Source organism: Tatumella sp. JGM118, assembly GCF_018257515.1.
GTDB classification, from domain to species: Bacteria; Pseudomonadota; Gammaproteobacteria; order Enterobacterales; family Enterobacteriaceae; genus Tatumella; species Tatumella terrea.
This window is the reverse complement of the sequence record NZ_JAERJR010000016.1, coordinates 47981-69111: the sequence shown is the minus strand read 5'-3', so window position 1 is coordinate 69111 and position 21131 is coordinate 47981. Positions and strand designations below refer to the sequence as shown.

The 21131-nt window shown below is 54.0% G+C and carries 21 protein-coding genes; 18 read left to right on the top strand and 3 right to left on the bottom strand.

The annotated features are described in order from the left end of the window. The first annotated feature begins 279 nt into the window (after positions 1-279). The 7 genes from JK223_RS13520 (at position 280) to JK223_RS13490 (ending at position 6671) form a co-directional block, all read left to right on the top strand. Complete coding sequence (locus tag JK223_RS13520) at positions 280-1134, top strand: MurR/RpiR family transcriptional regulator (RefSeq protein ID WP_212714693.1); 855 nt, start codon at positions 280-282, stop codon at positions 1132-1134. A 116-nt stretch (positions 1135-1250) separates the two neighbouring features. After that, complete coding sequence (locus JK223_RS13515; protein ID WP_212714692.1) at positions 1251-2591, top strand: aspartate aminotransferase family protein; 1341 nt, start codon at positions 1251-1253, stop codon at positions 2589-2591. Then, complete coding sequence (locus JK223_RS13510; RefSeq protein WP_212714691.1) at positions 2588-3148, top strand: carboxymuconolactone decarboxylase family protein; 561 nt, start codon at positions 2588-2590, stop codon at positions 3146-3148. The genes JK223_RS13515 and JK223_RS13510 overlap by 4 nt, the downstream gene beginning before the upstream one ends. A 269-nt stretch (positions 3149-3417) precedes the next feature. After that, positions 3418-4170: a glutamine ABC transporter substrate-binding protein GlnH gene (glnH, locus tag JK223_RS13505; RefSeq protein ID WP_371813139.1), complete on the top strand. Its 753-nt coding sequence runs from the start codon at positions 3418-3420 to the stop codon at positions 4168-4170. Positions 4171-4225: 55 nt separating this feature from the next. Then, on the top strand, positions 4226-4882 hold the full coding sequence (gene glnP / locus JK223_RS13500; protein WP_025903898.1) for a glutamine ABC transporter permease GlnP: 657 nt from the start codon (positions 4226-4228) through the stop codon (positions 4880-4882). A 2-nt stretch (positions 4883-4884) separates the two neighbouring features. Further along, a complete protein-coding gene (glnQ, locus tag JK223_RS13495) occupies positions 4885-5610 on the top strand; it encodes a glutamine ABC transporter ATP-binding protein GlnQ (protein ID WP_212714695.1) in 726 nt (241 codons plus the stop codon). A 23-nt stretch (positions 5611-5633) separates the two neighbouring features. Beyond that, the gene (locus JK223_RS13490) at positions 5634-6671 is read left to right on the top strand and encodes a C45 family peptidase (protein WP_212714690.1); all 1038 of its coding nucleotides are present in this window, start codon (positions 5634-5636) and stop codon (positions 6669-6671) included. Positions 6672-7440: 769 nt separating this feature from the next. Here the strand turns inward: JK223_RS13490 and JK223_RS13485 are convergent. The 3 genes from JK223_RS13485 to rraB all read right to left on the bottom strand — a co-directional run bounded on the left by JK223_RS13485 (position 7441) and on the right by rraB (position 9114). Next, positions 7441-7650 (bottom strand): YdgH/BhsA/McbA-like domain containing protein, encoded by a 210-nt coding sequence (locus JK223_RS13485; RefSeq protein WP_212714689.1) that lies wholly within the window; start codon positions 7648-7650, stop codon positions 7441-7443. A 180-nt stretch (positions 7651-7830) separates the two neighbouring features. Next, positions 7831-8595, bottom strand: a complete 765-nt coding sequence (miaE, locus tag JK223_RS13480) for a tRNA isopentenyl-2-thiomethyl-A-37 hydroxylase MiaE (RefSeq protein ID WP_212714688.1) — start codon at positions 8593-8595, stop codon at positions 7831-7833. Positions 8596-8685: 90 nt separating this feature from the next. Beyond that, positions 8686-9114 (bottom strand): ribonuclease E inhibitor RraB, encoded by a 429-nt coding sequence (gene rraB, locus JK223_RS13475; protein WP_212714687.1) that lies wholly within the window; start codon positions 9112-9114, stop codon positions 8686-8688. Positions 9115-9292: 178 nt separating this feature from the next. Between rraB and argF (JK223_RS13470) the strand changes: the two genes are divergently transcribed. The 11 genes from argF (JK223_RS13470) (at position 9293) to nrdG (ending at position 21128) form a co-directional block, all read left to right on the top strand. Next, positions 9293-10300 carry an ornithine carbamoyltransferase gene (gene argF, locus JK223_RS13470; RefSeq protein ID WP_212714686.1) on the top strand — a complete coding sequence of 336 codons (1008 nt, stop codon included), beginning with the start codon at positions 9293-9295 and terminating at the stop codon, positions 10298-10300. Between the two features lie 628 nt (positions 10301-10928). After that, positions 10929-12149 carry an arginine deiminase gene (arcA, locus tag JK223_RS13465; RefSeq protein WP_212714685.1) on the top strand — a complete coding sequence of 407 codons (1221 nt, stop codon included), beginning with the start codon at positions 10929-10931 and terminating at the stop codon, positions 12147-12149. Between the two features lie 19 nt (positions 12150-12168). Further along, a complete protein-coding gene (locus JK223_RS13460) occupies positions 12169-13083 on the top strand; it encodes a carbamate kinase (protein ID WP_212714684.1) in 915 nt (304 codons plus the stop codon). A 72-nt stretch (positions 13084-13155) separates the two neighbouring features. Continuing rightward, complete coding sequence (gene argF, locus JK223_RS13455) at positions 13156-14160, top strand: ornithine carbamoyltransferase (protein WP_212714683.1); 1005 nt, start codon at positions 13156-13158, stop codon at positions 14158-14160. 50 nt (positions 14161-14210) lie between these two features. After that, a complete protein-coding gene (locus JK223_RS13450; protein ID WP_212714682.1) occupies positions 14211-15614 on the top strand; it encodes a YfcC family protein in 1404 nt (467 codons plus the stop codon). A gap of 98 nt (positions 15615-15712) precedes the next feature. Further along, complete coding sequence (locus JK223_RS13445) at positions 15713-16192, top strand: arginine repressor (RefSeq protein ID WP_212714681.1); 480 nt, start codon at positions 15713-15715, stop codon at positions 16190-16192. Positions 16193-16437: 245 nt separating this feature from the next. Continuing rightward, positions 16438-17373, top strand: a complete 936-nt coding sequence (pyrB, locus tag JK223_RS13440) for an aspartate carbamoyltransferase (RefSeq protein ID WP_212714680.1) — start codon at positions 16438-16440, stop codon at positions 17371-17373. 15 nt (positions 17374-17388) lie between these two features. Beyond that, positions 17389-17853, top strand: coding sequence for an aspartate carbamoyltransferase regulatory subunit (gene pyrI / locus JK223_RS13435; RefSeq protein ID WP_212714679.1), 465 nt, complete (start codon positions 17389-17391; stop codon positions 17851-17853). Between the two features lie 78 nt (positions 17854-17931). Then, a complete protein-coding gene (gene ridA / locus JK223_RS13430; protein ID WP_212714678.1) occupies positions 17932-18318 on the top strand; it encodes a 2-iminobutanoate/2-iminopropanoate deaminase in 387 nt (128 codons plus the stop codon). A gap of 193 nt (positions 18319-18511) precedes the next feature. Then, positions 18512-20647: an anaerobic ribonucleoside-triphosphate reductase gene (nrdD, locus tag JK223_RS13425; RefSeq protein WP_212714677.1), complete on the top strand. Its 2136-nt coding sequence runs from the start codon at positions 18512-18514 to the stop codon at positions 20645-20647. Positions 20648-20654: 7 nt separating this feature from the next. Continuing rightward, entirely contained in the window at positions 20655-21128 is a 474-nt protein-coding gene (nrdG, locus tag JK223_RS13420; protein WP_212714676.1) for an anaerobic ribonucleoside-triphosphate reductase-activating protein, read from the top strand. Positions 21129-21131: the final 3 nt, after the last annotated feature.

Below are 21131 nucleotides of genomic sequence, written 5' to 3'. Positions count from 1 at the left end.
GCGGGCAGGCTTGTCGCAAGGCCCGGAGTGCAGAGGGCGCGGCCATGCGCCCTTTGCCCGGTCGCCCCCGGCGGGGCTAAGGCAGCCTGCCTTATTATAAAGCGAACGGAATACTCACGGTCTGATCATAAAAAAACGTATCCGGTTTTCCCCGGTCCCTCCCCCTGATAATAAAAAACCTGATCCGGTTTTCCCCGGATCCCCATTCAGCGACTTCCCCTTAACCTGCGGGGCAAGGTATCATCCCTGCCGATCCCGACACTCCGGAGAAAGGCCGACATGGACCCGCGAAAAATTATTGTTGAACTCTACCCCGAACTGACTCCGGAACTGCAGAAAGCCGCGGAGTTTGTCCTGGAACACAGCAGTGAGTTAGTGGTGCTGTCAATGCGCGCCTTCGCCGGGAATGCGGATGTTAAACCCGCTACTCTGCTGCGGCTGGCCCAACGCCTGGGCTACCAGGGCTGGGGCGAACTCAAATCCGCCTTTATACAATCGCTGGGACTGGCAGATGATAGCTATGCTTCCCGGGCCTCCGGATTGCAGGACAAAGCACAGCACCCGGCGCTGTATGATGAAGTCTTCTCTGCCTTCGGCACGAACCTGCAACAAACCCGGGACAATAACCGGGAAGCACTGGAGCACGCCGTCACCCTGCTGGATAATGCCTCACAGGTCTATATCTGCGGGTTCCGCGCCAGTTTCTCTGTCGCCTGGTCACTGCATTATATTTATCGCCTCTTTCACCGGCACGTCTCGCTGATTGACGGGCTGGCGAATAATCAGGAGATGTTCACCCGCGAGATCGGTGCCGATGATCTGGTCGTGATCTGCGGATTTGCGCCTTATTCCCGCGAAACGCTGCAAATTATCGCTTACGCTCAGGCCGCAGGAGCCACCCTGATAGCGGTCACAGATTCGGCGGTTTCCCCGCTGGCGCAGGCGGCCGCCTGTACCCTGCTTTTTTCCACCGGTAGCCCGTCCTTTTTCCCCTCCGTCGTTTCTGCCATGGGGCTTGCCGAATGCCTGATGGCGGCTCTGGTCGCCAGACACGGCGAAGACGCTATCCGTCGTATCGAGAGTGCTGAGCGCTATCTGATTGATTCCGGGACCTATATTCTGCCCGGGAAATAGAACACGGCGTCAATGATTCATTTGAATCATTTATATATTGAATGATCCAAATGAATCTGAGACTATGATCCCTGTTTGGGGGGAGTTCCCCTGTTTATCGCCGTCACAGGATCACCATGAGCCATATTATTCACCGCAGTCTGAAGGTTACTCCCCCTGTTGCCGCCTCTGCACAAGGGGTGTGGATCACCGATCGTTCCGGAAAACGTTACCTTGATGCCAGCGGCGGAGCAGCAGTTTCCTGCCTGGGCCATGGTCATCCCGATGTACTGGCCGCCCTGCATCAGCAGATTGATACGCTGGCTTATGCACATACCGGATTTTTCACCAGCGATGCCGCAGAGCAACTGGCCGACCAGCTGGTGCGTACCGCGCCCGGGGATCTGAATTCTGTCTATTTCGTATCCGGGGGATCCGAAGCGGTAGAGACGGCGCTGAAACTGGCCAGACAATATTGTGTGGAAACCGGACAGCCGGAAAAGACCACCTTTATCGGCCGTCGTCAGAGCTATCACGGGAATACGCTGGGTGCTCTGGCGGTCGGAGGCAATGAGTGGCGTCGTAAGCAATTTGCACCACTGCTGATGGATGTGGCGCGGGTCTCTGCCTGTAATGCCTACCGTGATCGTCTGCCGGATGAAAGTGAACAACAGTACACCGAACGCCTGCTCAACGAGCTGGAGCAGACCATTCTTGATACCGGTGCAGAAAAAATTATCGGTTTTGTCGCCGAAACCGTCAGCGGTGCCACGACCGGCGCCGTTCCGCCGACCCGGGGCTATTTCGCCGGGGTAAGAAAGCTCTGCGACAAATATGGTCTGCTGTATATCGCCGATGAAGTGATGTGCGGCATGGGCCGGACCGGTACATTGCACGCCTTTGAACAGGACGATGTGGTCCCGGATATCGTGACAGTGGCGAAAGGACTGGGCGGCGGCTATCAGCCGATTGGCGCGGTACTGGTCAGCGATAAAGTCATGGAGCCACTGCGTAACGGTAGCGGAATGTTCCAGCATGGTCATACCTATATCTGCCACCCAACTGCGGCGGCGGCGGCACTGGCAGTCCAGCAGGTGATCGAGCGGGATAACCTGTTGAGTCGTGTGCAACACCAGGGGAATTATTTACTGCAGCAATTACATGCCGAACTGGCCGGGCTGGACTTTGTCGGAGATACCCGCGGACGCGGATTATTCGCCGGCGTCGAGCTGGTCAGGGATAAAACAACAAAAACGGCATTCGATCCTGCCCATAAACTGCATGCTGCCATCAAAAGTGCCTGCCTGGAAAAAGGACTGATGGTCTACCCGATGGGCGGGACCATTGACGGACAGCAAGGGGACCATATCCTTATTGCTCCGCCTTTTATTATTGAGCCGTCGCAGCTCGATTTTGTGGTGGAGACACTGAAACAGGTCATCATCCGGGAAACCGCTAAAGCGGCGGGACAGTCATGAGGGCCCGGACTCATCGCCTGCCTGACCTGACCCCGGATGCGTGGACGCCCGGACAACGTTTGCTGGCAGAAGAAGTGATCAATGGCCCGCGGGGGGCATTGCTGCCCCCGTTTCAGGCATTACTGCGCAGCCCGGAACTGATGTCACATGTCCAGCATTTGGGCGAGTACCTGCGCTACCGGAGTGCCATCGGTCAACGGCTTTCCGAGCTGGCCATTCTGCTCACCGCCCGGCACTGGTCTCAGCCGGTAGAGTGGGAGATCCATGCGCCGATAGCAGAACAACAGGGCATTTCTGCGGCCGCTATTGTGGCGATCCGTCAGCAACAGCAGCCAGCCCCCGATGACTTAGCCGCCGATGAATGGCTGGTGTACCACTTCTGCCGGCAATTACATCAGCAGCAGGGAGTCAGTGACAGCCTGTGGCAGGAGGCAGTGAGCCATTTTGGTGAAACGGCCGTGATGGATCTGATTGGCGTCAATGGCTATTACTCTCTGCTCGCCATGGTGATGAACTGCGCCGGCACCCCCTCATCGTCAATGCCTGACGGTTTTTAGATATCCCCGGGGGCACCAAAAAGATCCCCCCTTCCAAAATGGGGCACCAAAAAGGTGCCTCCTGAACTTATATGCTTATAAGAAAAAGTTATTACCGCTTTTTTCTGAAGAGCATCAGACGTTAACACCAGGGAAACATAAAAAAACAATAAAAATCATAATGTTACTGTTTATCTTCTTTTTTTGTCTGAAGGTAAAAATAGTGGCACACATATTGCTTTTATCACTGTGACTGACACACATCATCCGATCTATATAAAGGAATCGCTATGCTGAAAACAATAAATACTGTCGGGATTTCATTAGCCTTACTGGCCGGTGCATTCAGTTTCAATGCGATGGCAAAAGATAAGTTAACCGTCGGCGTGGATACGGCGTTCGTTCCGTTTGAATTTAAACAAGGCGATAAGTACGTCGGATTTGATATCGATTTGTGGAATGCCATTGCGAAAAAAATGGACGTCGATTACACCCTGCAACCGATGGACTTTGGTGGTCTGATCCCGGGCCTGCAGTCTCGTAATATCGATGTTGCGATGGCCGGTATCACCATTACGCCGGTTCGTGCTCAGGTGGTGGACTTCAGTTCCCCTTACTATAACGCTGATCTGCTGATGGCCGTGAAAAGCTCAGCGACCGGGATCACTAAATTCAGTGACCTGGCCGGGAAACGCGTAGGTCTGAAACAAGGGACTGCGGCAGCAACCTTTATGAAAGCGCACGTTAAAGCCGATTACGTTGAGTTCCCGAACATCGACAATGCCTACCTGGATCTGCAGGCCGGAAATATCGACGCCGTTGTTCACGACTCTCCTAACGTTCTTTATTACGTGAAAACTGCCGGTGACGGAAAAATTAAAGCGACCGGTGAAACCGACAGCGTGCTGCCACAGCAGTATGGTTTTGCTCTGCAGAAAAACAGCCCTTACACCGCCCGTGTCGATGCGGCGCTGAAAGCATTACGTGCTGATGGTACCTATAACAAAATCTATCTGAAATGGTTCGACAAAGAACCTAAGTAAGTTTTTGGGCCAGCACTGGCTGGCCCCGTTTTTTTTACACAGTACGGGTAACACTATGAATTTTGACATCAGTTATGTCTGGCAAGCCGTGCCAATACTCTTGCAAGGGTTAAAGCTCACCCTCTTTATTTCTATTGTCGGCCTGATGGGCGGCTTTGTTATCGGCCTGGCTGCCGGTGTTTGTCGCGCACTGGGCGGCAGGGTGTCAAAAGCATTATCACTGGTTTTTGTCGAACTTATCCGCGGCACCCCCATTATGGTGCAGGTGATGTTTATTTACTTCGCCCTGCCGTTAGCGCTGCCGGTTCATATTGAACCGATCACCGCGGCTGTCGTCACGATTATGATTAACTCGGGCGCGTATATCGCTGAGATCACCCGTGGCGCGATTTTATCGATCAATAAAGGGTTTAAAGAAGCCGGACTGGCCATGGGACTCTCTTCCCGCGCCACCACATGGCATATCATTATGCCTCTGGCTCTGCGTCGTATGATCCCGGCGCTCGGTAACCAATGGATCATCAGTATTAAAGACACCTCACTGTTTATCGTGATTGGGGTGGCTGAACTAACCCGTCAGGGCCAGGAAATTATTGCCGGAAACTTCCGCGCACTCGAAGTATGGACAGCGGTAGCAGCACTTTATCTGATTGTGACTCTGTGTCTGAGCTTCCTGCTTAAAAGACTGGAAAAAAGGATGCATATCTTATGAGTATGGTTGAATTTCAAAATGTCTCGAAAAATTTTGGCTCAACACAGGTGCTGCACGATATCAATCTGAAGATTGATGCCGGCGAAGTGGTGGTGATCATTGGCCCGTCCGGATCCGGTAAATCAACGTTATTACGTTGTATCAACAAACTGGAAGAGATCTCTTCCGGCGCACTTATCGTCGCCGGGATGCATATGACCGATCCGCACGTGAATGAATGTGATATTCGTCGTGAAGCCGGTATGGTCTTCCAGCAGTTTCACCTGTTCCCGCACCTGACGGCACTGGAAAACGTGATGTTTGGCCCTCTTCGTGTCCGGCACAGCAGTAAGGCAAAAGCCCGTGAACAGGCGATGGCACTGCTGACGCGTGTCGGTCTGGCCAGTCGCGCGGATCACTACCCTTCTGAGCTTTCCGGCGGCCAGCAGCAGCGTGTTGCCATCGCCAGAGCCCTGGCGGTGAAACCCCAGATGATGCTGTTTGATGAACCGACCTCGGCACTGGACCCGGAATTGCGTCATGAAGTGCTGCAGGTAATGCGTTCTCTGGCGGAAGAAGGGATGACCATGGTGATTGTGACCCATGAAATCGGCTTTGCCCGCGATGTGGCCTCACGTCTGATCTTTATCGACGGCGGAACGATTGCCGAAGACGGCGAGCCGGCAGAACTGATTGAGAGCGGTAAAGGCTGCGCGCGTTTGCAGGAATTCCTGCAGCACGTATCGTAACCTTTCCGGACAGGCACCCGCTTATGAAAAAACTGACCTTCCGTGGCGATACCTTCGCTCTCGGAAAACAACTGGGCCAGGCCGGGCACGCGGCCTGGCACCAGGAACTGACGCTGACACCACTGTGGCAGACAGTGACAGCCCTGAAAGATTCCGCACAGGCAAAGGCCATGGCGGTGGCGGTAAAACAACACTATCCGGATATCTGGCTGGAAATCGAGGGGCTGGCTTGCGGGCTGGAGGCGGAGACTGACGAGGTCTTTGCCTGGAACTGTCGTGGTGATCTGGTACGTTCGACCTCAGATGGCTGCACTACCCTGGCCGGTCGTGATGCGCGGGATGACATCATCGTTGCGCACAATGAAGATGGATTCCCGCAGTTACGCGATGCGTGTTTCCTGGCGGAGGTGATACCGGATCAGGGAGTATCCTACCTGAGTTTCGCCTATCCTGGCTCGCTCTGCGGACATACGTTTTCTGTAAACCAGTACGGGATTGTTAATACCGTTAATAATATCCGTGCGGTTGAGCGGCCTGAAGGGTTGCCTCGTCAGGTGCTGGCCAGAGCGGCACTGAACGCTGCCAGCCTGGACCAGGCGGTGGCCGTACTGACGTCTCCGGGCCGGGCGGGAGCCTTCCACCATACACTGGCCAGCGCCGGGGATTCACGGATCTTCAGTATTGAAGCGACCGGTACCGGGTGCAGTGTTCTGCCGTTAAAAGGCAGTACCGGACATGCGAATCATCTGGTCCATCCGCAGCAACAGGCGGCTGAGCAGGTGATCACTGACAGTTCTGCCGCGCGTCAGCAGGTGATTGAAGCATTACTGGCGACCGGTGAGACACTGTCAGCTGAGCGCAGCCTGATGATCCTTTCTGATCAGAGTCAGGAAGAACTCCCGGTTTACCGCCTGGCGGCGGATGACCCGGATCAGGAAAATACCCTGGCGACAGCATTGTTTGAAGTCAGTGATGAGGGCGTCAGCTGGTCTGTCTATGGTAAAGATCGTCAGCATGCGGCACTGGAAGGTAAGGTGTTACGCGGCTCAGCGGCGGTCTGATACCCCGTGATCCTGTAAGAGGCTGCGATTGCAGCCTTTTTTTATGGCCGGGGCACCGGTCCCGCCGCTCTGTAACGCCCACCGGCCCTGGTTTTCACGCCGTTACCGGCCCGCATTCGCGGCATGAATTTTATCCGGCAAAGCATCGGTGCGGAGGGTGAATTCAGACTCAACGATGATATCGGTCATTTCTGCCGGCAGGCACTATTCTCCCCGGGTCACGGGTTACGCCGCACCGCAGTTATCCCCTGCCGGTCTGCATATTCGCTTTCTGAACACTGTCTTGCTAAGCACTCGCTTTCTGAATACTTCCTCTCTAAGCATGACACTTCTGGCACCGGAGAAGGGTTATCGCCAGATAGCTGGATCCGCCGGGCGTGGATGCATCGTCAGTGACTTGCCGGAGAAAGGCTGAGGAAAGTTTCGCAGTAAAAGGGATGCTTCGGGGAGACAGAGAGGCGGCTACCAGTGCGGTGGTTATCAGACTGATCCGCAGTTATCCCCTGCCGGTCTGCATATTCGCTTTCTGAACACTGTCTTGCTAAGCACTCGCTTTCTGAATACTTCCTCTCTAAGCATGACACTTCTGGCACCGGAGAAGGGTTATCGCCAGATAGCTGGATCCGCCGGACGTGGATGCATCGTCAGTGACTTGCCGGAGAAAGGCTGAGGAAAGTTTCGCAGTGAAAGGGATGCTTCGCGGGACAGAAAGGCGGCTACCAGGCTGCCGGTGGGCAGCCCGTGGTGTTGTCACCTGCAGGACAGAGGCTTATTTATTCAGTTCCGCCGTCATATGCACACAGTTTTTAGTGGTCGCTTCGGTAATCCGGTAAGAGTCACCGCTCTTATGGGCCTGCGCCGCGATTTGTGCTTCAGCATCATCCAGTGTCCCGGCGGTGGCGGTGATCGTCTGAGCAAAGCTACCGAAAGAAATCAGAGAGAACGTGGCAACTGCAACGAAAGTTTTGATGGAGTTCATAAGGATTACCTTCATTCATTTTCAGGGTAAGGGCCGGTATGGCCCCGATGCGATGCATGATAGACCGGCAGAAGGACGCTTAAAAGCTGAACGATTTGCTGATCTTATTCAAATAAAATGAAGGTATTTCCCGGGGACCATAAAAGGCCGGCAGGGGCTTTTCCCTGCGCCGGGGGCACGTCAGACCGGGATCAACGGACCGCTATGGAAACGCAATTCACTGTCGGCGTCAGTGATCAGCCGGGCTTCCGTTTCACCGATCGTCCGGATGCGGTCCGTAATATCATAGGGCGAGATCTGCCAGGCCAGTGCGAGGTAATCCTGATAGTGACGGGCTTCGGAACGCAGCAGTGAACGGTAAAAGCTGGCCAGTCCGGGTTCCAGATAAGGGGCCAGCGCATAAAAGCGTTCGCAGGAGCGCGCTTCGATATAGGCACCGCAGATAAGTTTATCGATCAGCGTGTCGGGTTCATGCGTGGTCACTTCACGCAATAATCCCTTCGCGTAGCGACTGGCGGTGATTTTATGGTATTCGATCCCCCGGGACTGCATGATCTCCAGTACCTGATAAAAGTGATGTAATTCTTCTTTAATTAACAACACCATTTTATCAATCAGGTCATCAGCGCCGGGAAAAGCGTCATGCCGGGTAATGTTTTTCCCCAGGTGACGGTGGGCATGAATGAAATCACTGTCCGGATGTTCACGATAGACAAAATCCTCGTACGGGGCCAGCCAGCGCATCAGTGTTTCCGCGCCGGGTTTATCGGCAACGTATTTACGGATAAGCCACGCGGCGGTCTGGGCCGCTTTCAGTTCACACGTCAGGTGATCGGTCAATAACAGTGGCAGGTTTTCCGGTCTGGACGCTTCATCAATCCAGGCCTGCGGGGTCCGGCAATGTAAAAACTGTAACAGTGGTTCAACGAGGGCGGCGTAGTTCATGGTTCAGTGACTTTGAAAATCAGGGCGAATAAAACGCCCTGGCCTCACGGAGCCGTCAGACCAGGGGGAAATGCCGTCAGAAGCGATCGGTTAGTGACGGACGGGAGAATCCTCTGCGGAAGTCTCTTCGTCATCGCCATCTTCATCTTCTTCGTCTTCAGCATCCGGATCTTCGAAGTAGGTGCCCCAGCCATCATAATCAACGTTATATTTTCCGGCGACTTTGACCAGCTGTTCGATCTGGGCATTGATCAGCTCATCCTTCAGTGCAATTTCACTGATGATATCCACACACATCACAGTGGTTCCATCTTCCAGCTCCAGTTCTTCCGGGTCTGTCACTTCGTAGCCCAGTTTGAACGCATCAACGGCGGCTTTTTCCAGTGCGTCAAAGCTGTCGCAGGATAAATGATGTTCTACGGTATAGAGCGCATCCGGATCACTGCCATCTTCCAGTAATTCTTCAATAATTTCGCGTGTTTCTTCACGCTGTTCTTCCATAAATGCTTCGAATGTCATAGGGAATTCCTCAGTACGTTCAGGGGTAATATTCCCCGGATAGACGGGCATTTTCCCACAGCATCCCGCGTGGCACTACACTAAAGCACACGATTCCTGAAAATAAGGTTGAAAATGAATATTCATACATATAGATTGAATATTAATTCATTGTATTAATCGCCACCCGGAGTGATGTATGAGTAAGCTGTATCAACGCCATTTCCTGAGATTGCTGGATTTTACCCCTGCCGAACTGAATGAACTGGTGCAACTGGCCGCCCGCCTGAAGCAGGACAAAAAACAGGGCAAAGAGTCCCCGTCTCTGCAAGGCAAAAATATCGCGCTCATCTTCGAAAAAGATTCGACCCGTACCCGTTGCTCTTTCGAAGTTGCCGCATACGATCAGGGAGCCCGTGTCACCTGGCTGGGTGCCAGCGGTAACCAGATTGGCCATAAAGAATCGATTAAAGATACTGCCCGTGTACTGGGCCGCATGTATGACGGCATCCAGTATCGCGGGTATGAGCAGGAGATTGTCGAAACGCTGGCGGAATACGCAGACGTACCGGTATGGAACGGACTGACCACCGAATTTCACCCGACCCAGTTACTGGCCGATCTGCTGACGATGCAGGAACACCTGCCAGGCAAAGCCTGGACAGAGATGACGCTGGTGTACGTCGGTGATGCCCGTAACAATATGGGGAACAGTATGCTGGAAGCGGCAGCGCTGACCGGTCTGGACCTGCGCCTGGTAGCCCCTAAAGCCTGCTGGCCGGAAGAGGCCCTGGTCGAAGAGTGCCGGCATGCAGCACAAAAGACCGGCGGTAAAATCACGCTGACAGAATCTATCGAAGACGGGGTCAAAGGCGCTGACTTTATCTATACCGATGTCTGGGTGTCGATGGGCGAAGCCAAAGAGACCTGGGCCGAACGGATCGCCCTGCTGCGTCCTTATCAGGTTAATGCACAGATGCTGTCGCTGACCGGTAATCCTGAGGTCAAATTCCTGCACTGCCTGCCTGCGTTCCATGATGATCAGACCAGTATGGGTAAACAAATGGCGGAACAATACGGCTTCAGTTCAGGCATCGAAGTCACTAACGATGTTTTCGAATCAGAGCACAGCATTGTCTTTGACCAGGCGGAAAACCGGATGCATACCATCAAAGCGGTGATGGTTGCCACCCTGGGCCGGCAATAACCCGCTGCACAGACGGACAACGGGATTTCCCGGGGTCCGTTCCTTTTTCTTTTCTGCTGACGTCAGCTCCGCATAATTATTTTCCGCTTCTCTTTTTTTTACTCAACATTCCGGGAAAACTATTCATTCCCTCTGCATAATCTGAATTTCACCCACGATTCCGGCGTGGATAACGGATTGTTTATGAAAAAAATAATTTAAAACTCCCCCTGTGATCGTAAATATAAAAAAATAATTTATATCCGGGAAAAGGAATAACTATCCGGCATCATCTCCCTCCGGCATAAATAATTACCACCCAGGATGGGTTATTATTCATTTCCAGTAATTAAATCCATAACATTCATAGTGATAAAAAAATCACTTTTCCCCAACCCAATCCCTGCAGAATATTAAAGGCGATATCTTTCACTGTTTAATGAATATAATTTCACTTTATAAAAACAGAAAAAAACCTGATTAATGATGTTAATCATAAATATGTTCACCGCTATTCGGCAGATGTTTTTATTTGATTTTCATCACATCCCATCCTTCTCTTCCTGATTATTTTTGAAATGTTTTCAGTATCAGCGCCGGATAATTTCATCCGGTCAGGCTGGAATATTTCCACCGGGAAGGAGTGTTTATGAAAAGGCATTATGTCGGTTCAGAGATTGGTACATTACGCAGTGTTTTGCTGCATCGTCCGAACCTTAGCCTGCAACGGCTGACGCCGGAAAATTGCCAGGATCTATTATTCGATGATGTGTTAGACGTCGAACGGGCAGGAAAAGAGCATGACCGCTTTGCCGGGGTTCTGCGGGAACAGGGGGTGGAAGTGTTACTTCTGTCCGATTTACTGACGCGGACCCTGGATGTCCCTGAGGCAAAACGCTGGTTATTACAGCAACAGATTTCGGATCACCGCCTGGGCCCTGGCTTTGCTTCAGATATCCGCGACTGGCTGGGACAGATGTCTCACCGGGAGCTTGCCCGCCATCTGACCGGGGGACTGACCCGGGATGAAGTCCCGCCGGAAATCAGCAGTATTACCGGCCGCAGCAGCCAGCCGGATGACTTTATTACGCGCCCCCTGCCCAACCACCTGTTTACCCGCGATACCTCGTGCTGGATTTATCAGGGGGTCAGTATTAACCCGATGGCTAAAGTTGCCAGACAACGTGAAACCCATAATCTGCGGGCGATCTATCGCTGGCACCCGGCTTTTGCGGGCGGTGATTTTATTAAATATTACGGTGACGAAGATCGTAACTATGACCATGCCACGCTGGAAGGGGGCGATGTGCTGGTCGCAGGCCGGGGCAGTGTTCTTATCGGCCTCTCAGAACGGACCACGGCTCAGGGAATAGAATTCCTCGCTCTCTCACTCTTTCGCCATCATCAGGCAAAACGTGTGGTCGTTATGGAGCTGCCAAGACAACGCTCCTGTATGCATCTCGACACAGTAATGACCCATCTGGATATCGATACGTTCTCCATCTATCCGCAAATCATTAATACCGAAATGCCTTGCTGGATCTTAACGCCGGACGGTAAAGGCGGCTTAATCCGCACTGCAGAAAAAAATTACCTGACCGCGCTGGAGCAAGCACTGGAGATCGATCAGGTACGGGTGATCACCACCGGCGGCGACCGTTTTGAAGCCGAACGGGAACAGTGGAACGATGCCAACAATGTTCTCACCCTGCGGCCGGGTGTGGTCGTCAGCTACGAGCGTAATTTACGGACCAATGAAAAATATGACCAGGCCGGGATCACTGTGCTGCCGATTGCCGGTGATGAACTCGGGCGTGGCCGTGGCGGCGCCAGATGTATGAGCTGTCCGCTGGAAAGGGACGGGATCTGAAGGCTAAGGAGAAAAACAGATGGAGAAAAAACCAGTACTGGTCGTGGCTCTGGGTGGTAATGCACTCCTCAAACGGGGTGAACCACTGGAAGCCAGTATTCAGCAGCAAAATATTCTGATTGCTGCCGGTGTCATTGCCCGTCTGACCGATGAGTGGCGGGTGGTTCTGGTTCACGGTAACGGGCCACAGGTCGGCCTGCTGGCGTTACAGAATGCGGCTTATCCCGACGTCGCGCCTTATCCGCTGGATATTCTGGTCGCGGAAAGTCAGGGGATGGTGGGCTATATGCTGCAACAGGCATTGCGGAATGAATTGCCCTCTCAGGAAGTCACGACTCTGCTGACCCGGGTGACCGTAGACCCCGCCGATCCGGCGTTTCAGGATCCGTGTAAGTACATTGGTCCGGTCTACACCGCCGCACAGGCCACTGACCTGGCGGCTGAAAAGGGCTGGATCATGAAGAAAGACGGGACCGGTTTTCGCCGCGTCGTGCCTTCTCCCGCGCCGCTGGCGATTTCGGAAAGCGCAGCCATTAACACCTTACTGCAGCATGGTCATCTGGTCATCTGTAATGGTGGCGGAGGGATCCCGGTGGTGCAGACCGGGCAGACCATGACGGGGTGCGAAGCCGTGATCGATAAAGATCTTTCTGCCGCCCTGCTCGCCCGTCAGTTGCAGGCCGATGCACTGCTGATCCTGACCGATGCTGATGCCGTCTACCGGAACTGGGGAACGCCGTCTCAGGAAGCTATCGGTCAGGTTACCGTCAGTGCGCTGGCAGGCACCTCATTTGATGCCGGTTCCATGGGGCCGAAAGTGGACGCCTGCTGTCAGTTTGTCAGGACAAGTGGCGGCCATGCCGGCATCGGTTCCCTGCAGGACGGTAGCCGCATCCTCTGCGGACAGAAAGGCACGCTGATCATTCCGGGCTAGTCCCCCGCATGATCCCCTGCTGTCTGCCTCCGTCCGGCAGGCAGTATTCCCCTGAAAATAAGGATATTCACTATGTCAGTCTCACTGAAAAACCGCCACTTCCTGAAACTGCTGGACTATAGCGCCGATGAAATTCATTACCTGCTGACGCTGGCGCGTCAGCTTAAACATGACAAACGGTGTGGCCAGGAACGCCCCCGGCTGAGCGGTAAAAATATCGCGCTGATCTTCGAGAAGAGTTCCACCCGCACCCGCTGTGCTTTTGAAGTCGCGGCTTTTGACCAGGGGGCGCAGGTTACTTATCTGGGGCCTTCCGGATCGCAGATTGGTCACAAAGAATCGATGAAAGATACGGCCCGGGTGCTGGGGCGCATGTATGACGGTATCGAGTACCGCGGGTTTGGGCAGAAGATAGTCGAAGAACTGGCAGAGAATGCCGGTGTACCGGTCTGGAACGGCCTGACCAATGAGTTTCATCCCACCCAGATCCTGGCGGATTTAATGACCATGCTGGAGCATGCGCCTGACCGCCCGCTTAACTCTTTACGGTTTGCTTATCTGGGCGATGCCCGTAACAACATGGGCAATTCCCTGATGGCCGGTGCGGCCATTATGGGAATGGATATCCGTCTGGTCGCCCCGCGGGCTTTCTGGCCGGACGACGCACTGGTCAGCCAGTGTCGTGAAATTGCAGCCACCAGCGGAGCCCGTATCACCCTCACCGAATCCGTGGCTGAAGGTGTGAAAGATGTCGATTTCCTCTACACCGATGTCTGGGTATCGATGGGCGAACCGAAAGAGGCCTGGGCGGAACGTGTCAGCCTGATGACGCCTTATCAGGTCAATCAGCAGGTCGTTGACGCCACCGGCAATCCGCAGGTGAAATTTATGCACTGTCTGCCCGCTTTCCATAACGAACAAACCACCGTCGGCCGGGAAATCGAGGAGACTTTCGGGCTGAAAGGGCTGGAAGTCAGCGAAGAGGTGTTTGAATCTGCCCGGTCGATTGTTTTCGATGAAGCAGAAAACCGGATGCATACGATTAAGGCCGTGATGGTCGCAACTCTGGCCGACTAACTGACCGCATGCAGGTACGGCTTGTCTGGCGTGCCTGCAGGGAGAGTGAGATGAAAAGTTTTAAATTTCCTTCTGCATATACCATTCTGTTCGGGCTGATTGTGGTGGTTGCCGCACTGAGCTGGATAATCCCCGCCGGTCAGTACCAGATGGTGATGAATGCCCGTCTGGGTCAGGAAGTGCCGATCGCCGGAACCTATCATACCGTCGCGTCCAACCCTCAGGGGATCAGCGATATTTTACTGGCCCCCATCGACGGGCTCTGGGATCACAAAACCGGCGAAGCCGGTGCCATCGATGTTGCACTCTTTATTCTGATTATTGGTGGCTTCCTGGGGGTCACCAATAAAACCGGCGCGATTGATGCCGGGATCCAGCGGGTGATGTTACGGCTAAAGGGCAAAGAAGAGTGGATGATCCCTATTCTGATGGGGTTGTTCGCGCTGGGTGGCACCATTTACGGGATGTCGGAAGAATCTCTGCCGTTTTATTCCCTGCTGGTGCCGGTGATGATGGTGGCCGGTTTTGATCCCCTGGTCGCCGCAGCCACCGTATTACTGGGGGCCGGCATCGGGACCCTGGGGTCCACCATCAACCCGTTCGCTACCGTTATCGCTTCGAACGCCGCAGGGATCCCTTTCACCGACGGGATTATGCTGCGGGTGATGATGCTGGTTTGCGGCTGGCTGTTGTGTGTCTGGTGGGTGCGCCGCTATGCCCTCAGGGTCCGCAGAGACCCGGGACTTTCCATCGTGGCCGATAAGGCTGACGAGAACCGTCGTTACTTTCTGTCTCAGCAGACCGGAGAGATTCTGGAATTCACCCTGAGACGGAAAATCATTCTGCTGCTGTTCGCCGTTGCGTTTGTGATTATGATTTACGGCGTGGCGGTACAGGGCTGGTGGATGGGCGAAATTTCCGCCATGTTCCTCGCGGCGGCCATTCTTGTTGCCCTGGTCGCAGGTATGAGTGAAGAAACCTTTACCACCACTTTTATCGACGGGTCCCGCGATCTGCTCGGGGTCGCGCTGATTATCGGTATCGCCCGTGGCATTGTCGTGGTCATGGATAATGGCATGATCACCCATACCCTGCTGAATGCGGCTGAACATATGGTCAGCGGATTACCGGCGGTTATTTTTATCAACGTCACCTGGTTTATTGAAGTGCTGCTGTCTTTCCTGGTGCCATCGTCTTCCGGATTGGCGGTACTCAGTATGCCGGTACTGGCTCCGCTGGCCGACTTTGCCGGTACCGGCCGCGAACTCGTGGTCAGTGCCTATCAGTCGGCTTCCGGGCTGGTTAACCTGATCACACCGACCTCCGCGGTAGTGATGGGCGGGCTGGCAATTGCCAGAGTGCCTTATGTGCGTTTCCTGAAGTGGATAGCGCCGCTGCTGCTGATACTTGTGATACTGAATATAGTCCTGCTCAGTGTCTCTGCGTTACTATAACTGACAGAGGTGCCCTGATGCCGCCGCCGGTCAGGGCCCTGTCACTGCAGCCCGTACACGGTCAGTGACCATCCTCGCCTGACAATGGAGATGTCATTATGCCTGTTCTCACCCCCGCCAGTCAGAAAGAACTCAGACAACTGGCCCTCTGCCAGCGGCTGATTATGCAAAACAGCTATCTTTCCCAGGAAGCCCTGCGCCGTGACCTGAAACGTAACGGCTATGCCCTGATAAGCCAGTCAACCGTGTCCCGTTTACTGAAACTCCTCGGTGCTATCAAAATCCGTAATGGCCGTGGGCAGCGGATCTATACCCTTAATCCTCTGTTGCAGTTAGCACCGCGCGCCAGCAGAACCATTGCAGAGATGGTGATCGATATTGTCTGCAACAACGAATTTATACTGATCCACACGGCCGCAGGTTATGGCCGCGCCGTCGCCCGCATCCTTGATTGCCAGGATCTGGCCCCGGTGATGGGCGTGGTGGCCGGCAGCGATAATGTCTGGATTGCGCCCCGGCAGTGCAGGCAGATCTCTGCGCTTTACCAGGAAATCTGTACCCTGCTGAAGGTTCCCTGAATCACCGCTACCGGCCGCGCATTTTATGCCGGCTTCTCTTGTCAGGAATTCTGTGGCCGGTATAATGCGCGAAAATTTTCCGGGAAATCGCATGCCACAGATCATCACACAACATGAGATCCGTACCTGCCCGACCGCAGGCGGCAGCCCTTTTTTTTCCCGCATCACTGTCTATTTCATAAAAAAAGCCCCTGTTTCAGGGGCTTTTTTTTGCCTGTCATCCGCTCGTGCCGAGGATATTACTTATGGCTAACCCCCTCTATCGAAAGAATATTATCTCAATTAATGACCTGAACCGTGATGAACTGGAGCTGGTTTTAGCCACTGCTGCACGGCTGAAGGCTTCGCCACAACCTGAGCTGTTAAAGCACAAGGTGATTGCCAGCTGTTTTTTTGAAGCGTCGACACGTACCCGTCTCTCTTTTGAAACGGCGATCCACCGGCTGGGGGCTTCAGTGGTCGGCTTTTCTGACGGCGGTAACACTTCGCTGGGCAAAAAAGGTGAAACACTGGCCGATACGATTTCGGTGATCAGCACCTATGTGGATGCCATCGTCATGCGTCATCCACAGGAAGGTGCCGCCCGGCTGGCCACCGAATTTGCCGGTGATATTCCGGTGCTGAATGCCGGCGACGGTGCAAATCAGCACCCGACCCAGACATTACTCGACCTGTTCACCATCAGTGAAACCCAGCAGCGGCTGGATAACCTGAACATTGCCATGGTGGGTGACCTGAAATATGGCCGGACCGTGCATTCACTGACCCAGGCCCTGGCCAAATTCAGCAATAACCGTTTCTTCTTTATTGCGCCGGAAGCCCTGACCATGCCTGCGTACATTACTGATCTGCTCGACGAAAAGGGCATCAGCTGGTCGCGCCACGCTTCCATTGAAGAAGTGATCCCGCAGACAGATATTTTATATATGACCCGGGTCCAGAAAGAGCGTCTGGACCCTTCCGAATATGCCAACGTAAAAGCCCAGTTTATCCTGCGGGCGGCCGACCTGACCGGCGCACGTGAAACGATGAAGGTGCTACATCCTTTGCCCCGCGTGGATGAAATTGATACCGACGTCGATTCGACCCCCTATGCCTGGTACTTCCGCCAGGCCGGGAATGGTATCTATGCCCGCCAGGCATTACTGGCTCTGGTGTTAAATGAAGAACTCACTGCATAACGGGGGAACAGACAGATGACTCAGGATAATAAATTACAGGTTGAAGCCATCAAATGTGGCACCGTCATTGACCATATTCCGGCCCGTGTCGGCTTCCGGTTACTCTCGCTGTTCCGCCTGACAGAAACCGATCAGCGTATTACCATTGGCCTTAACCTGCCTTCCGGCGAAATGCAGCAGAAAGACCTGATAAAAATCGAAAATACCTTTCTGACAGAAGAACAGATCAACCAGCTGGCGCTCTATGCCCCGCATGCCACCGTTAACCGTATCGACAATTATGACGTGGTCGCCAAAAGAGTGCCGGAATTACCTGAGCGGATAGAGCGGGTACTGAGCTGTCCGAACAGTAACTGCATCAGTCATAACGAACCGGTCAGCTCCTCTTTTACGGTGCGTCAGCGCCCACAGGACATCATGCTGACCTGCAAATACTGTGAAAAAGAATTTGCCCGTCATGTCGTGATGGGACACTGGTAATCATCATTCACCCTTTTATAATGGGGACGCATCCGCCTGAGGGCTGAGTCGTCCTCGTATATTCATTAAGGAGAAGTTATGTCCCGCGTCATCAGTACCGAAAATGCACCGGCTGCTATCGGCCCGTATGTACAGGCTGTCGATCTCGGCAATATGATCATTACTTCCGGCCAGATCCCGGTTGATCCGAAAACCGGTGAGGTTCCTGAGGATGTTACCGCTCAGACCCGCCAGTCTCTGGCAAACGTGAAAGCCATTATTGAAGAAGCCGGGCTGACCGTGGGCGATATCGTAAAAACCACCGTCTTCGTCAAAGACTTAAACGATTTCACCACCGTTAATGCCGCCTATGAAGCCTTCTTTACTGAGAATCAGTCCGGCTTTCCTGCGCGCTCGTGCGTGGAAGTCGCTCGTCTGCCTAAAGACGTAAAAATCGAAATTGAAGCGATCGCCGTTCGTCGCTGATACCAATAGCGGCTCCTCCGGGAGCCGTTTCCGCACGTAATTGCCCGCCGTTATCCCCCCAGCGACCGTTCCGTCCCCCGGGTTTGTCTTTTTCCGCTTCTTTGTTCTGAATCAAATTTCGATCACTTATTTCGCTGAAAATACCACATATAGTATCTAGAATTACTTACAGCACAATATATGGGTGATCCTGATGAATACTATCGTTGTAAAACGGGACGGTTGTAAAGTGCCCTTCTGCCGTCAACGCATTATGAATGCTATCGGGGCCGCAGCCAGTGCCGCCGGAGTGACCGATGCCGCGTATTGTGAGCAGATGACCGGCCAGGTCTGCGCGGCGTTACGGCAGAACCACGAGCTGGACATCGGCCGGATACAGCAAGTGGTAGAAGATACGCTGATGACCGGCCCATGGCCGGATGTGGCCCGCTGCTATATTGAATATCGTCATGACAGAGACACCCGCCGTGAACAGCGCAGTCAGCTCTACCGGGAGATCCGCGGGTTGATTGAACAGACCAACACCTCTCTGCTGAACGAAAATGCCAATAAAGACAGTAAAGTGATCCCGACGCAGCGGGACTTACTGGCAGGGATCGTCGCCAGACACTATGCACGGCAACATATTCTGCCGGCACCGATCATGCAGGCGCATGATCGCGGAGACATCCATTATCACGATCTGGATTACTCCCCGTTTTTTCCGATGTTCAACTGCATGCTGATTGACCTGGAAGGGATGCTGACCCGGGGATTTAAAATGGGGAATGCCGATATTGCCCCGCCCAAATCCATTGCCACGGCAACCGCCGTCACCGCACAAATCATCGCTCAGGTCGCCAGCCATATCTATGGCGGTACCACGATTAATCGTATCGATGAAGTGCTTGCGCCCTATGTGGAAGCCAGTCTGCAACGTCACCGGGATACGGGCCGGGAATGGCAGGTTACCGATGCTGAAGCCTACGCCGAAGCCCGGACCCGTAAAGAGTGCTATGACGCGTTTCAGGCACTGGAATATGAAGTGAATACCCTGCACACCGCGAACGGCCAGACCCCGTTTGTGACGTTCGGTTTCGGGCTGGGGACGTCTGCCGCCTCCCGCATGATCCAGACGGCGATTTTACAGAACCGCCTCGCCGGGCTGGGCAGTAATCGTAAAACGGCGGTGTTCCCGAAACTGGTGTTTGCCATCCGCGACGGGATCAACCATCGGCCCGGAGACTGTAACTACGATATTAAACAGCTGGCGCTGGAATGTGCCAGCCAGCGGATGTACCCGGATATCCTGAATTACGATCAGGTGGTAAAAATTACCGGATCCTTTAAGACCCCGATGGGTTGCCGGAGTTTTCTGGGCGTTTATGAGGAAGAAGGCCGGCAGATCCACGAAGGACGAAACAATATTGGTGTGGTCAGCCTGAATCTCCCGCGGATCGCCCTGCAGGCGGCAGGCGATGAGACGCGCTTCTGGTCACTGCTCGACGAACGCCTGGAGATCGCCCGGCAGGCGTTACTGACCCGTATCAACCGGCTGGAGAATACCTGTGCCCGGGTTGCACCGATACTTTATATGGAAGGGGCCTGTGGTGTCCGCCTCAATGCGGATGACAAGGTCGGCCCGATCTTCCGTCATGGCCGGGCCTCGATTTCCCTGGGATTCATCGGCCTGCATGAAACGATTAACGCCCTGAAAGGTCAGCAGCAGCATCTGTTTGATTCCGCAGAGTTACAGCAGACAGCGCTGGCGATAGTTAGCCGGTTACGCGCGGCGACCGACCGCTGGAAGGCCGAAACCGGGTACGGGTTCAGTCTTTACAGCACACCGAGTGAAAATCTGTGTGATCGTTTCTGCAGGCTGGATACTGCTGAGTTCGGTGTTATCCCGGGGGTCACCGATAAGGGCTATTACACCAACAGTTTCCATCTGGATGTGGAAAAGGCCGCCAGCCCTTACGATAAAATTGATTTTGAAGCCCCCTATCCGGCCCTCTCTGACGGCGGTTTCATCTGCTATGGGGAGTATCCCAACCTGCGCCATAACCTGAAAGCCCTGGAAGATGTCTGGGACTACAGCTATTCCCGAATCCCTTATTACGGCACCAATACCCCGATCGATGAATGTTATACCTGCGGTTTTAAAGGCGAGTTTAGCTGTACCAGTAAAGGATTTACCTGTCCGCAATGCGGCAATCATGATCCGGCCAGAGTGTCGGTCACCCGGCGGGTGTGCGGTTACCTGGGCAGTCCCGATGCCCGCCCCTTTAATCACGGAAAACAGGAAGAAGTCAGACGCCGGGTAAAACATATGCCCGACGGACTGGCCTGACCCCGCCATGAATTATCATCGCTACTATCCGCTGGATGTGGTCAACGGACCGGGGACCCGCTGTACGCTGTTTGTCGCGGGCTGTGAACATCATTGCCGGGGATGCTATAACCAGTCCACATGGCGGGTGGATTCCGGACAACCGTTTACCCGGCAGGAGGAGGACAGGATCATCACGGACCTTAACGACACGCGTATCCCCCGTCAGGGATTGTCCTTATCCGGCGGCGATCCGCTCCACCCGGCCAATGTCACTGCCGTGTTGCAACTGGTAAGGCGCGTGGTCAGTGAATGTCCGGAAAAAGATATCTGGCTATGGACCGGATACTCTTTTCAATGGCTGACCGCCGCCCAGCGCGAAGTCACACGGCACATTCATGTGCTGGTGGATGGTCCCTTCGTAGAATCTGAAAAAGATCTGTCGCTCAAATGGCGCGGCAGCCGGAATCAGCGGATCTGGTATCTGCGTCAGGCACGGTAACCC

Bases quoted from the DNA above. Each gene is read 5' to 3' on its own strand.
- JK223_RS13520 (WP_212714693.1), top strand. From the start codon at position 280: ATGGACCCGCGAAAAATTATTGTTGAACTCTACCCCGAACTGACTCCG.
- JK223_RS13515 (WP_212714692.1), top strand. From the start codon at position 1,251: ATGAGCCATATTATTCACCGCAGTCTGAAGGTTACTCCCCCTGTTGCC.
- JK223_RS13510 (WP_212714691.1), top strand. From the start codon at position 2,588: ATGAGGGCCCGGACTCATCGCCTGCCTGACCTGACCCCGGATGCGTGG.
- glnH (WP_371813139.1), top strand. From the start codon at position 3,418: ATGCTGAAAACAATAAATACTGTCGGGATTTCATTAGCCTTACTGGCC.
- glnP (WP_025903898.1), top strand. From the start codon at position 4,226: ATGAATTTTGACATCAGTTATGTCTGGCAAGCCGTGCCAATACTCTTG.
- glnQ (WP_212714695.1), top strand. From the start codon at position 4,885: ATGGTTGAATTTCAAAATGTCTCGAAAAATTTTGGCTCAACACAGGTG.
- JK223_RS13490 (WP_212714690.1), top strand. From the start codon at position 5,634: ATGAAAAAACTGACCTTCCGTGGCGATACCTTCGCTCTCGGAAAACAA.
- JK223_RS13485 (WP_212714689.1), bottom strand. From the start codon at position 7,650: ATGAACTCCATCAAAACTTTCGTTGCAGTTGCCACGTTCTCTCTGATT.
- miaE (WP_212714688.1), bottom strand. From the start codon at position 8,595: ATGAACTACGCCGCCCTCGTTGAACCACTGTTACAGTTTTTACATTGC.
- rraB (WP_212714687.1), bottom strand. From the start codon at position 9,114: ATGACATTCGAAGCATTTATGGAAGAACAGCGTGAAGAAACACGCGAA.
- argF (WP_212714686.1), top strand. From the start codon at position 9,293: ATGAGTAAGCTGTATCAACGCCATTTCCTGAGATTGCTGGATTTTACC.
- arcA (WP_212714685.1), top strand. From the start codon at position 10,929: ATGAAAAGGCATTATGTCGGTTCAGAGATTGGTACATTACGCAGTGTT.
- JK223_RS13460 (WP_212714684.1), top strand. From the start codon at position 12,169: ATGGAGAAAAAACCAGTACTGGTCGTGGCTCTGGGTGGTAATGCACTC.
- argF (WP_212714683.1), top strand. From the start codon at position 13,156: ATGTCAGTCTCACTGAAAAACCGCCACTTCCTGAAACTGCTGGACTAT.
- JK223_RS13450 (WP_212714682.1), top strand. From the start codon at position 14,211: ATGAAAAGTTTTAAATTTCCTTCTGCATATACCATTCTGTTCGGGCTG.
- JK223_RS13445 (WP_212714681.1), top strand. From the start codon at position 15,713: ATGCCTGTTCTCACCCCCGCCAGTCAGAAAGAACTCAGACAACTGGCC.
- pyrB (WP_212714680.1), top strand. From the start codon at position 16,438: ATGGCTAACCCCCTCTATCGAAAGAATATTATCTCAATTAATGACCTG.
- pyrI (WP_212714679.1), top strand. From the start codon at position 17,389: ATGACTCAGGATAATAAATTACAGGTTGAAGCCATCAAATGTGGCACC.
- ridA (WP_212714678.1), top strand. From the start codon at position 17,932: ATGTCCCGCGTCATCAGTACCGAAAATGCACCGGCTGCTATCGGCCCG.
- nrdD (WP_212714677.1), top strand. From the start codon at position 18,512: ATGAATACTATCGTTGTAAAACGGGACGGTTGTAAAGTGCCCTTCTGC.
- nrdG (WP_212714676.1), top strand. From the start codon at position 20,655: ATGAATTATCATCGCTACTATCCGCTGGATGTGGTCAACGGACCGGGG.